The organism is Bacillus cereus group sp. N24 (assembly GCF_016483345.1).
In the GTDB taxonomy this organism is placed as follows: Bacteria; Bacillota; Bacilli; order Bacillales; family Bacillaceae_G; genus Bacillus_A; species Bacillus_A toyonensis.
Genome location: NZ_JAEHCA010000002.1, coordinates 14,222 through 26,369, shown reverse-complemented (window position 1 = coordinate 26,369; position 12,148 = coordinate 14,222). Strand labels below are relative to the sequence as shown.

Sequence of the window (12,148 nt, the reverse complement as noted above, 5' to 3'; positions counted from 1 at the left end):
TGAATGATATGCAGAAAACAAATGCAGTACCAGTAACCATATTATGTATAGCACCCATACTCATCTTAACTACAGTTATACTTTCTATTTTGTATGGTGCGAAAAGTATTGATGCTGAAACAGTGTGGAACGCATTATTTCATTTTGATTCAAGCGATGTAAATCATAATATTATTATTACTTCACGTTTACCAAGGGTAGTTGCAGCTCTTTTAGTCGGAGCATTTCTAGCCATATCAGGAGCACTTATGCAGGGGATGACAAGAAACTATCTTGCATCCCCTTCTATTATGGGTGTGACGGATGGTGCAGCCTTTGTTATTACACTATGTATGATTTTTCTTCCAGGAATGTCATCGATCGGTATGGTTTTATGTTCAATGATTGGTTCTGCACTAGGGGCCGGTATCGTGTTTGGTTTTGGCTCACTTCTTCAAAATGGCTTATCTCCTGTTAGGTTAGCAATTATAGGGACAGTTATTGGAACATTTTTAAGCAGCGTATCAGCTGCGATGGCTTCATATTTCCAAATCTCTCAAAATGTTAGTTTTTGGTTTAATGCAAAGTTAGACCAAGTGGATCCTAATATAATTAAAATCACGATACCTTTTGGGATAATTGGGATAGTTTTAGCGCTGTTAATAGCGAAATCTATTACCATTCTTTCTTTAGGAGAAGAAGTTTCTATTAATCTAGGGCAGCGTACAAAACTAGTTAAAGCGATGGCAATTTTATCAGTAATTTTTTTAACAGGAACAGCAGTTGCTTTAGTAGGAAAAGTTGGTTTTGTAGGCTTAATTATTCCACACATTACTCGCTTTATTATTGGGGTAGATTATAAGTGGATTTTACCATGTGCGGGTGTTATTGGTGGAGTTTTCTTAGCATTATGTGATGTATTAAGTAGATTTGTAAACTATCCATTTGAAACGCCAATTGGAGTCGTTACATCTTTAATTGGGATTCCTTTCTTCCTTTATTTAATCCGTACAAGAGGAGGAGAGAGACATGCTTAAAAGTTCAAGTCAACGTTTTGGAATGACGATGGGGATTATTATATTTTTAATACTATGTGCCATTTATATTAGTTTAACGAATGGAACGTTTGATATTACGATTACAGATGTATTTAAAACACTTTTTAGAATAGATCCGTTACCAGAGCATGATTTAGTTATTTTTGAGTTTCGTCTTCCGCGCATTGTAATTGCTGGATTAGTAGGATTAGGATTAGGCGTTGCGGGTGCTGTAATTCAAGGGATTACGAGAAATGGTTTGGCGGACCCAGGTATTTTAGGAGTAAATGCCGGAGCAGGTACAGCTATCGTCATTTTTATGTTTTTCTTTCAAGGACCATTAAAGAGCACAGACTGGATTTCTATAATGATGATGCCGATGTTTGGCCTAGTTGGTGGATTAGGTGCAGCCATTATAATCTATCTGTTTTCTTGGAAAAACGGTAAGTTAGATTCGCAGCGACTTTTGTTAACAGGGATTGCAATCGGTTCAGGGTTTGGCGCATTCTCTATGTATTTATCACTCAAAATGAAATCGACTGATTTTGAGATGGCTGCAGTTTGGGTGTCTGGAAGCATATATAGTGCAAACTGGAAGTATATTGTTGCTATGTTACCGTGGCTTATCATTTTAATTCCACTTATACAGAAGAAAGCTTATTTATTAGATTTATTTCAATTGGAAGAAACGAGTATTACGAGTTTAGGTGTTTCAGTAGAAAGAGAGAAATCAATTTTACTATTAAGTAGTATCGGACTTGTGAGCGCATGTGTTGCTGTTTCAGGAAGTATTGGTTTCATCGGACTAATGGCACCGCATATAGCGAAAAGACTTGTTGGTATTCAGCATAAGCATATCATTCCTACGTGCGGAGTAATCGGAATGTTTCTTGTAATTGCTTCAGACTTTATTGCAAAAACAGTTTTCACACCTGTAGAGTTACCAGTTGGAATCGTTATTTCTATTGTCGGTGTACCGTATTTCTTATATTTACTTTATAAGGCGAAAGCGTAAGAGGAGGAATAAAAGTGAGTATTTTAAGTGCAAAAAATTTAGAAACAAGTTATGAAAAACTTACAGTGTTTCGCGGTTTAAATGTGGAAATACAAGAAGGAAAAGTAACGACAATTATAGGGCCAAACGGGTGCGGTAAATCAACACTATTAAAAACGATGGGACGAATTTTAAAGCAAAAAAGCGGTAAAGTGTATTTGCAAGGACAGGATTTAAATACAATTCCAACGAAAGAAATTGCCAAGCTGTTAGCTTTACTTCCGCAAACGCCGATTGCACCAGGAGAGCTTAAAGTAGAAGAATTAATTTCTTATGGACGCTATCCACATCGAAATAACGTAAACAAGTTAACCTCAAAAGATAAAGAAATGATTGATTGGGCATTAGAGATAACGAAAACATCTGCATTTCGAACGAGACAAATTGCAAATTTATCAGGTGGTCAACGACAAAAGGTATGGCTAGCGATGGCTTTAGCACAAGAGACAGAAGTGTTGCTATTAGATGAACCGACTACATATCTTGATATGTCTCACCAATTAGATGTATTGCAAATTGTAGAAAAGTTAAATAGAGAACATAATTGTACGATTGTAATGGTATTGCATGATATTAACCACGCAGCAAGGTTTTCCGATGAAATTATTGCAATGAAAGAGGGGGAAATTGTTACAACTGGTAGTCCAGAAGAAATTATTACAAATGAGGTATTAAAAGAAGTATTTCATATTGATGCGCGTGTCATGATTGACCCGTATAATGGGGCTCCTGTTTGTTTCGGTTATGATAGTGTTGTATCTCAAGAAGAAAAAGTAGAAATATATGTAACGAGCTAAAAGGGGGAGATAGGGTGAATACTACTATTGAAAGACAGCAGATTATTACATCTAATACAGAACAGTGGAAAATGTATTCAAAAGTAGAGGGGAAGGAATATCAAATTCATATTTCAAAGCCGAGGCAACCAGCACCGGATTCAGGATACCCTGTCATATACGTATTAGATGGCAATGCCTTTTTTCAAACATTTCATGAAGCGGTTAAAATACAATCAGTAAGGGCTGAAAAAACAGGTGTTTCACCAGCCGTTATAGTAGGTATCGGTTATCCAATTGAGGGAGCATTTTCAGGAGAAGAAAGATGCTATGATTTTACACCTAGCGTAATTTCAAAAGATGCTCCTTTAAAACCAGACGGTAAACCGTGGCCTAAAACAGGAGGAGCACATAACTTCTTTACTTTTATTGAAGAAGAAGTTAAACCGCAAATTGAAAAAAGCTTTGCGATTGATAAAGGAAAACAAACGTTATTTGGGCATTCGCTAGGTGGCCTATTTGCTTTACACATACTATTTACAAACGTAAATGCCTTTCAAAATTATTTTATTAGTAGTCCATCTATTTGGTGGAATAACCGATCTGTACTTGAAAAAGAAGAGAACCTTATAAATGAATTAAACAATGCTAAGTTTGAAACAGGGGTATTCCTTACAGTTGGGTCACTAGAACGAGAGCATATGGTTGTAGGTGCAAATGAATTATCAGAGCGACTTCTCCAAGTAACACATGATAAACTTAATTTTAAGTTTTATGAAGCGGAAGGGGAGAATCACGCATCTGTTGTCCCAACGTCTTTAAGTAAAGGATTGCGATTTATTAGTCAAGTATAGAAGACGTATATGAAAAAAGGTAAGCGATTGCTTACCTTTTTTCATTATTGTTTTATTGCTACGTATCCATCAATTAAAAAGCTAGTGAAAAAGCGATTGATTTGAGTAAATCCACATTCCTCCATAATAGCAAGTAGATTATTTTCGGAAATAGGAAATATGTCTGTTTCAAAAGAATTTTCAAACCGGTCCCAATCTTCTAATGGAATTTGATTTTGTATCATGTAGTTTTGCCAAGCATTCAATTGCGCAGAAAACATACTTGTATGGGGTACACCATTTATTGTAGAGAGAAAGAATGGAGCGTCAGGTTTTAAGCGCCTACTAATTTCATGAAGAAGCTCTTTTTTCTCCTCAATAGTTGGGATGAAATGAAGAACAAGCATACAGGTAGCGGTGTCAAATAACGAATTTGGTAATAATGAATGGACAGTTCCATGTACGAAGTGAATTTGGTTCTGTACGCCTTCGTTTTCAATTCTTTTTTTAGCTAACTGTAGCATGCTTTCAGATGGATCAACACCTGTAAAAGATAAATTGCTATTTTCTTTACCTATTGAGAGGATCTCTTGTCCACCTCCAGCACCTATAACTAGTAAATTCGGATTGATATGTTCTTTAGGGAGTGTAGTAAACAAGAAATGATTTATCATGTCGTATAGGGTGTAATAGCTTGGGATTTTTAATGGAATTCTTTGTTCATATGAACTTACGGTATTATCATTCCAAGTCATTTTTGACCTCCTAAGTATATGTACTATAGCTCTATTATGAAATAAATGTATGAAGGTGAACAATCCCATAAATCTGGGGGGAAGAGGATGTATGAAAAAACAACGAAAGAAATTACAATGCTAGCGAATCGTATAAGTTCTATAAGGACATTTCAAGAGTCATTTCTCCACTTGATTCGTAAAGTTATTGATTTTGAAGCCGCTTGTTTTACAATTATAGACCCAATTTCTTTTTTATCTACTGGGGCATTTACGGATGCAAGTGTTGAAAAGATTCATCCACAATTGTTTATGAATGAATTTCTAGAAGATGATTTTAATAAATTTAAATATTTATCAGAACACTCACCTCATGTTGCTGCTCTTAGTATGGCGACAAATGGTGAGCAAAAGAAAAGTTCTAGATACCGAAATATTTTAAAACCAGCAAGTTTTGGAGATGAATTAAGGGGCGTTTGTATAAGTAAGGGGAAATGTTTTGGGCATCTTAGTTTATTTCGAGGGAGTACCAGTCCCGTTTTTCATATCGATGATTGTAAGTACTTAGCAACGATAGTCCCAATTGCTGGAGAGGCTTTAAAAAAGGCATTTCCTATACCTTTTTCAGAAGAGAAGGTGATAGGGACAGGCACGATTATATTAAGTGAGGATTTTAATTTATTATATTGGAATCAAGATGGCAGCGATTGGCTCTCAAATCTTAGAAAGTATGAACAGTTAAATATAAAAGAAATACCAAGACCAATACGAGCAGTTTGTTCGAAAGTAAAGGCTAACGAATATAATGTAGATTGCATACGGAGAGAAGAAAAAATTTGTATACCTTTAGCCTATGGACATTTTCTAATCATTCGGGCCAGTAAGTTAGAATGTACAAGTAGTTTTCAGGCTGGTTATGTTGTTCTTTTCGAAAGAGCAAGACCAGAAGAAATCTTTCCGCTTATTATGGAAGTTTATAGTTTTACAACACGTGAGAAGCAAGTAGTACGTAAAATTCTTACAGGTATGTCGACAAAGGAATTAGCCCAAGAACTGTGTATATCTATATACACAGTACAAGATCATTTAAAATCCATTTTTGAAAAGACTGGGGTAAGTAGTAGAAATGAACTTGTGTGGGAGGTTTTTTCGAAATTTTGCTTTGATGTTGATAAATAAAAATAAAACAAGTCTACTAAAACCACATGAAGTACGGTGGATGAGTTGTAAAATAGGGCTGAAAAAAGGTTATGGATGAAACATTCCATAACCTTTTTTCATAAGTAGAATTGTCCTTTTTGAAAGTTTTGTTTCAACTTTTCGTCTAAAGAGACAAAAAGTTGTCACATTTCCGTCACAATTAGCATAAACATAAAATAGACGAAATGAACTTATTTCCAAAAAGGCTTGATTCATTCAAATCAAGAGGAATAGAGCTGAAAAAGCGCGGATTAAAAGTTCACTATATTCTCAAGGAGGTAGATCGTATGAAAACTATTCTTGCTATCGCTGGACTGATTTGGGTTCTATCACATGGCATCCCAATTTATGAAGGAGAACAAATTCGCAGTGCTCTGAATAAAAATTTTAATGAATATCATATCATTGATCGGCAAGATAATGTTGTGACAGTTCGAGTGAATGATTGTTTTCATACGGTGACCGTTGAAGGAACTTCAGTAGTGAATGATACAAAAGTATGTGATCAGCAATAACTATATATAGGAAGAAAAAAGTCTCAATTTAAACGTGTGAAGATTGAGGCTTTTATATTTGTAGGCGAATAATAAGCGGGGATGGACAATCCCCGCTTATTATTGTTTCAATTTATCCCACTATTTGCCAGGCAGTAAGACCCCCACCTCAAAATTCAGCGAAAGCAAAGAAGGTAGGTGGAGGTCGGGCTGCCCATAAAAGCTCGATTGGTGAGGGCTAATTAAAATTTCACTTTATTGGATTTTGATTGGAGATATAATGATTTTTTTACAAAAAGGAAAGGGTATAATAAAAATTGAGACTGAGAAGCTAATAATGTGTTAAGAATAATCATAAAGTGGAAATATACTCATATGGGGTATCATACATAGATATTTAATGCTATAATTGGTATACTCATAAAAGCAATTGTTTTATTGGATGAAGAGAAATTTTAAGAAGGTGATAATATGGATCATAAAGAGCATGAATCAGTAACACATAGATCAGAAAAAGAAAAAGAGCAAATTATAAATAGATTGAAGAGAATCGAAGGACAAGTTCGTGGTATTCAAAATATGATTGAAAATGATCGTTATTGCGTTGATATTTTAGTGCAAATTTCAGCGATTAATGCAGCGATGAAAAAAGTAGGAATGGGTGTCTTAAAAAATCATACGAGTCATTGTGTTTCAGGAGCTATTAAAAATGGAAATGGTGACGAAGCAATTGAAGAATTAATGACAGTATTTGAACGTTTTTCAAAAGCGTAAAAACAAGCTAGTATGTAACTGGCTTGTTTTTTTGTTTACCCGTATATTGGATTTAGGTGTATTGTAGTGAAAAAGTGTGTGTAAAATAAACGTTTAGAAAATAATTGAAAAATCATGATACAAAACCATTGATTACCTTAGGGGGGTATGGTAAGATGTAGTTGTGATTAACAAACAATGAAGAAACAAGAGGAGGATTTTAAATGGAACAGTTAACATTAAAAGTTGAAGGTATGTCTTGTGGACATTGTGTAAACTCTATCGAAAGCAGTGTGAAAGAGCTAAACGGTGTTGAAAAAGTGAAGGTTCAATTAGCAGAAGGAACTGTTGAAGTTACTATCGACTCGTCTGCTATAACATTAAAAGATATCGTTGCTGTAATTGAAGATCAAGGATACGATGTTCAATAATTATTTTTAGATATGGAAATAAATCGTACTTTAAACGAAGTACGATTTATTTTGCTAATAATTATACCTCACAAGGGTATATAGAGGTGAGAGACATGAATGAACAAAAAGAGGCCAATCTTCAAATATCAGGAATGACATGTGCAGCATGTGCCAATAGAATTGAAAAAGGTTTGAAAAAAGTAGAAGGTGTTCATGATGCAAATGTAAATTTTGCACTTGAAAAAACAAAAATAATGTACGATCCAACTAAAACAACTCCGCAACACTTTAAAGAAAAAGTTGAATCGTTAGGATATGGAATTGTAAGTGATAAAGCTGAATTTACTGTTTCAGGAATGACATGTGCAGCATGTGCGAATAGAGTTGAAAAGCGTTTAAATAAGTTAGATGGTGTGAACAAAGCGACGGTTAATTTCGCTTTAGAGTCGGCAACGGTAGACTTTAATCCTGATGAAGTCAGTGTAAATGAAATGAAGAGTACGATTACAAAGTTAGGATATAAATTAGAAGTGAAATCAGATGAGCGAGATGGATCAACAGATCATCGCTTACAAGAAATTGAACGACAAAAGAAAAAATTTATTATTTCGTTTATTTTATCATTCCCGTTATTGTGGGCAATGGTGAGTCATTTCTCATTTACATCGTTTATTTATTTACCTGATATGCTAATGAACCCTTGGGTACAGCTAGCTCTTGCAACTCCTGTTCAATTTATCATTGGTGGACAGTTTTATATTGGAGCTTATAAAGCATTACGTAATAAAAGTGCGAATATGGATGTTCTCGTGGCACTTGGAACGTCGGCCGCTTATTTCTATAGTGTATATTTAAGTATTCAATCTATTGGTTCTTCGGAACATATGACAGATTTATATTTTGAAACGAGTGCGGTACTTATTACATTAATTATTTTAGGTAAATTATTTGAAGCAAAGGCAAAGGGACGTTCATCAGAAGCAATTAAAAAGTTAATGGGATTACAAGCGAAAACAGCTACAGTTGTGCGAGATGGAACAGAAATGAAGATTTTAATCGAAGAAGTGGTAGCTGGTGATATCGTTTATGTAAAACCTGGTGAAAAAATACCAGTTGATGGAGAAATTGTAGAAGGAAAATCTGCGATTGATGAATCGATGTTAACGGGTGAAAGTATTCCAGTTGATAAAACAATTGGAGATGTAGTAATTGGTTCTACAATAAATAAAAATGGATTTTTAAAAGTTAAAGCAACTAAGGTAGGTAGAGATACGGCATTAGCTCAAATTATTAAAGTAGTAGAAGAAGCGCAAGGATCGAAAGCGCCTATTCAACGGGTAGCTGATCAAATTTCTGGTATTTTCGTACCGGTTGTAGTTGTGATTGCTATTATTACATTTGCAGTGTGGATGATATTTGTTACACCTGGTGATTTTGGCGGAGCGCTTGAGAAAATGATAGCAGTACTTGTTATCGCCTGCCCATGTGCGTTAGGTCTTGCGACACCTACATCTATTATGGCTGGATCAGGAAGATCAGCTGAGTATGGTATTTTATTTAAAGGTGGAGAGCATTTAGAAGCAACGCACCGATTAGATACGGTTATTTTAGACAAAACGGGTACTGTGACAAATGGGAAGCCAGTATTAACAGATATAATTGTAGCAGATGGATTCCATGAAGAAGAAATACTACGTTTAGTAGGAGCGGCAGAAAAAAATTCTGAACACCCACTTGCAGAAGCGATAGTAGAAGGAATTAAAGAAAAGAAAATTGATATACCAAGTTCGGAAACATTTGAAGCAATTCCTGGGTTCGGTATTGAATCGATTGTTGAAGGGAAACAATTATTAATTGGTACACGTCGATTAATGACGAAGTTTAATATTGATATTGAAGAAGTTTCTAAATCGATGGAAGAGCTAGAGCGAGAAGGAAAAACAGCAATGTTAATAGCGATAGATAAGGAGTATGCTGGAATAGTTGCTGTTGCGGATACTGTAAAAGATACTTCAAAAGCAGCTATCGCACGACTTAAGAAAATGGGTCTAGACGTTGTTATGATTACAGGGGATAATACACAAACTGCTCAGGCAATTGCAGGGCAAGTTGGTATTGATCACGTAATTGCAGAAGTATTGCCAGAAGGAAAAGCAGAAGAAGTGAAAAAACTGCAAGCGCAAGGTAAGAAAGTAGCGATGGTTGGAGATGGAATAAATGATGCTCCTGCTCTTGCTACAGCAGACATTGGTATGGCAATTGGAACAGGAACGGATGTAGCGATGGAAGCGGCGGATATTACGTTAATCCGTGGTGATTTAAATAGTATTGCCGATGCAATTTTTATGAGTAAAATGACGATTAGAAATATTAAGCAAAATCTATTCTGGGCGTTAGCTTATAATGGCTTAGGGATCCCAATTGCAGCATTAGGTTTCTTAGCACCTTGGGTTGCAGGAGCGGCGATGGCATTTAGCTCGGTATCAGTCGTATTAAATGCATTAAGATTGCAAAGAGTGAAATTAAAATAATAAAAATTTTAATTTATAGAGTAATTGAAAATGCTTTTATACAAAAAAACAATACTTTGAATAAGTGTTGTTTTTTTGTTTGTATAAAAAGAAAAAAGGTATAATGAAGCAGCAATATTGAATCTTATTATAGTAGAAAGCCGAGTGTTAGTTTAGTAAGGAGACTCATATATGTTAACGGATATTATAATTAGGACATTCCAGAAAGAGGATTTAGAACCAGTATTACAATTGTTCTATGAAACAGTTCATACGGTGAATGCAAGAGATTATAACGAGTTACAGCTACAGGCATGGGCGCCAAAGCGACTAGATAGAGAAAGATGGCTACAGTCTTTAGAAAAGAATATTTGTTACGTTGCTGAGTATAGAGGTGTGATAGTGGGGTTTGGGGATTATAATGATGAGCATTACATAGATCGCTTATTTACGCATAAAGATTATCAAGGAAAAGGGGTAGCTTCATACATATTACAGAAGTTAGAAAAAGAAGCAGTGAACTTAGGGCACGGGGATATATATACAGAGGCGAGTATTACAGCAAAATCTTTCTTTGAAAGGAAAGGTTTTATTTGCATAAAGGAACAAAAAAAACAGCACAATGGTCAGATTTTTATTAATTATGTTATGAAAAAATAGCCTTCTCATAAACGAGAAGGCTATTTTTTCATTATTTTACAGCTTCTTTTAGTTCTTTACCAGCTTTGAAAGCAGGTACTTTAGAAGCTGCGATTTGCATTTCTTCACCAGTTTGTGGGTTACGGCCTGTACGAGCAGCTCTTTCACGAACTTCGAATGTACCGAATCCGATAAGTTGTACTTTTTCACCAGCAGCTAAAGCGTTAGTGATTGATTCTACTACAGTTTGTACAACTACAGTAGCTTCTTTTTGAGAAATCTCAGCATTTTGTGCTACGTTTTTAATTAATTCTGTTTTATTCATGTTTTTCACCTCATATGTAAATAATGCTATTTAAGTTGTTATTATAACGTATAAAACATTCGAGAACAAGTGTACGTAGATATATTCACGAAAAAAATGAAATTTGTAATATTTTTTAGGCCTACTTTATAACCATTCCATTTAAGCGGATATAGATTTGTTCTGTATTTCAGTCTTCTCTTTATTTGTAGGTAGTTTCTTATTATAAGATATGAAATAAGGTAGTTCTACAAAATACATACCGCCTACTAAATTCCCAAAGAAAACAAGAAGTTTGGGAAATATTCAATCCAAGTTAAATGACCGGTAAAAATTGCAGCTGGGATAACAAACATATTTGCTACAACGTGTTGAAACCCCAATTTTTTTCATGTTGTCACATCAATGTAACAAAAGGATTCTAAACTACATCTAGAGGTGAAAACATGAATACGCATCATGTAAAAAAAGAACAAAAAAAATCAATCTTAAAGAAACTTATTATAAGTTTCATAAGTATAGTAATGATTCCAGTAAGCTTGTATTTCTATGCGACAGAAATAGAACGAAAACTAATAACAGTTACGTGGAATGAAATAGAAGCCCCGACGATTCCTAAAGAGTTTAATAATAAAAAAATATTGCAATTCTCAGATGTACATTTAGGACCAGAGTTTACATTGAAACAACTAGAAAATTTGGTGGAGAAGATGAATGAATTACATCCAGATATAGTAGTTTTCACAGGAGATTTAATAGATAAGTTTGGATCTTATAGTGCGGAAAAAGATGAAGCGAAGGTTATTTTGCAGAAAATTAATGCTCCCTTAGGGAAATATGCTGTGTTTGGGAATCATGATAGGGGCGGGGGTGGTAGTGTGTTTTATAAAAAGTATATGGAGGAAGCTGGTTTTTCTGTATTAGTAAATGAAGTGCAGAAAATTAAAGTGGGAAACGGCAAATATATTACAATATCAGGTTTGGATGATTTCTTATTAGGGAAGCCGCAAATAGACGCGACTTTAAAACATGTAAGGCAACAAGATTTCAATATGCTATTAGTACATGAGCCGGATGTTGTAGACAAAGTAGCTCGTTACCCAGTTGATTTTCAACTGTCAGGGCATAGTCACGGAGGACAAGTTCAAATTCCTTTTATAGGTCCATTAATTACTACAAAATTAGCTGAGAGCTATGTTGAAGGTATGTATGAATTAGAAGGGAAGAATAAGCCGTTACATTTATACGTAAATCGAGGTATTGGGACAACTCGAATGCCAGTTAGATTTTGGAGTGTACCTGAACTGTCAGTATTTGTGTTGAAGCAAAATAGTAATTAGACGATTCTAGAATAGTAGGAGGACTTTCAGAGAAAGTTCTCCTTTTTATTGATTAAATACAGAATGTTATGTAAATTAAATT

Annotated in this window: 13 protein-coding genes and 1 pseudogene; 11 read left to right on the top strand and 3 right to left on the bottom strand. The window is 34.8% G+C overall.

What is annotated here, in order from left to right; all coding sequences use genetic code 11:
- Positions 1-8: 8 nt before the first annotated feature.
- The 4 genes from JDS95_RS03135 to JDS95_RS03120 are packed head-to-tail and all read left to right on the top strand — an operon-like array spanning position 9 to position 3,700.
- Positions 9-1,016: a FecCD family ABC transporter permease gene (locus JDS95_RS03135; protein WP_199690279.1), complete on the top strand. Its 1,008-nt coding sequence runs from the start codon at positions 9-11 to the stop codon at positions 1,014-1,016.
- Positions 1,009-2,031 (top strand): FecCD family ABC transporter permease, encoded by a 1,023-nt coding sequence (locus JDS95_RS03130; protein ID WP_000920442.1) that lies wholly within the window; start codon positions 1,009-1,011, stop codon positions 2,029-2,031. The genes JDS95_RS03135 and JDS95_RS03130 overlap by 8 nt, the downstream gene beginning before the upstream one ends.
- A gap of 14 nt (positions 2,032-2,045) precedes the next feature.
- A complete protein-coding gene (locus JDS95_RS03125; RefSeq protein WP_000025782.1) occupies positions 2,046-2,867 on the top strand; it encodes an ABC transporter ATP-binding protein in 822 nt (273 codons plus the stop codon).
- Between the two features lie 14 nt (positions 2,868-2,881).
- On the top strand, positions 2,882-3,700 hold the full coding sequence (locus tag JDS95_RS03120) for an alpha/beta hydrolase (protein WP_001098348.1): 819 nt from the start codon (positions 2,882-2,884) through the stop codon (positions 3,698-3,700).
- Positions 3,701-3,744: 44 nt separating this feature from the next.
- Here the strand turns inward: JDS95_RS03120 and JDS95_RS03115 are convergent, their stop codons facing one another.
- A complete protein-coding gene (locus JDS95_RS03115) occupies positions 3,745-4,434 on the bottom strand; it encodes a class I SAM-dependent methyltransferase (RefSeq protein ID WP_000220093.1) in 690 nt (229 codons plus the stop codon).
- Between the two features lie 87 nt (positions 4,435-4,521).
- Between JDS95_RS03115 and JDS95_RS03110 the strand changes: the two genes are divergently transcribed.
- The 6 genes from JDS95_RS03110 to JDS95_RS03085 all read left to right on the top strand — a co-directional run bounded on the left by JDS95_RS03110 (position 4,522) and on the right by JDS95_RS03085 (position 10,443).
- Entirely contained in the window at positions 4,522-5,592 is a 1,071-nt protein-coding gene (locus JDS95_RS03110; protein WP_000273064.1) for a helix-turn-helix transcriptional regulator, read from the top strand.
- A gap of 308 nt (positions 5,593-5,900) precedes the next feature.
- On the top strand, positions 5,901-6,128 hold the full coding sequence (locus JDS95_RS03105) for a hypothetical protein (RefSeq protein ID WP_000849103.1): 228 nt from the start codon (positions 5,901-5,903) through the stop codon (positions 6,126-6,128).
- 450 nt (positions 6,129-6,578) lie between these two features.
- Positions 6,579-6,881, top strand: coding sequence for a metal-sensing transcriptional repressor (locus JDS95_RS03100; RefSeq protein WP_000349642.1), 303 nt, complete (start codon positions 6,579-6,581; stop codon positions 6,879-6,881).
- A 203-nt stretch (positions 6,882-7,084) separates the two neighbouring features.
- Complete coding sequence (copZ, locus tag JDS95_RS03095; protein ID WP_000436967.1) at positions 7,085-7,291, top strand: copper chaperone CopZ; 207 nt, start codon at positions 7,085-7,087, stop codon at positions 7,289-7,291.
- A gap of 95 nt (positions 7,292-7,386) precedes the next feature.
- On the top strand, positions 7,387-9,804 hold the full coding sequence (locus JDS95_RS03090; RefSeq protein WP_001005318.1) for a heavy metal translocating P-type ATPase: 2,418 nt from the start codon (positions 7,387-7,389) through the stop codon (positions 9,802-9,804).
- A 171-nt stretch (positions 9,805-9,975) separates the two neighbouring features.
- A complete protein-coding gene (locus JDS95_RS03085; protein WP_085450607.1) occupies positions 9,976-10,443 on the top strand; it encodes a GNAT family N-acetyltransferase in 468 nt (155 codons plus the stop codon).
- A 31-nt stretch (positions 10,444-10,474) separates the two neighbouring features.
- Here JDS95_RS03085 and JDS95_RS03080 read toward each other — a convergent pair whose 3' ends face one another.
- Both JDS95_RS03080 and JDS95_RS03075 read right to left on the bottom strand, forming a co-directional pair.
- Positions 10,475-10,747 carry an HU family DNA-binding protein gene (locus JDS95_RS03080; RefSeq protein ID WP_001043903.1) on the bottom strand — a complete coding sequence of 91 codons (273 nt, stop codon included), beginning with the start codon at positions 10,745-10,747 and terminating at the stop codon, positions 10,475-10,477.
- 141 nt (positions 10,748-10,888) lie between these two features.
- Positions 10,889-11,109 (bottom strand): annotated as a pseudogene (locus JDS95_RS03075) (formate/nitrite transporter family protein); the annotation flags it as partial.
- Positions 11,110-11,172: 63 nt separating this feature from the next.
- On the opposite strand from JDS95_RS03075, the gene JDS95_RS03070 reads away from it, so the two are divergent.
- Complete coding sequence (locus JDS95_RS03070; RefSeq protein WP_001091711.1) at positions 11,173-12,066, top strand: metallophosphoesterase; 894 nt, start codon at positions 11,173-11,175, stop codon at positions 12,064-12,066.
- Positions 12,067-12,148: the final 82 nt, after the last annotated feature.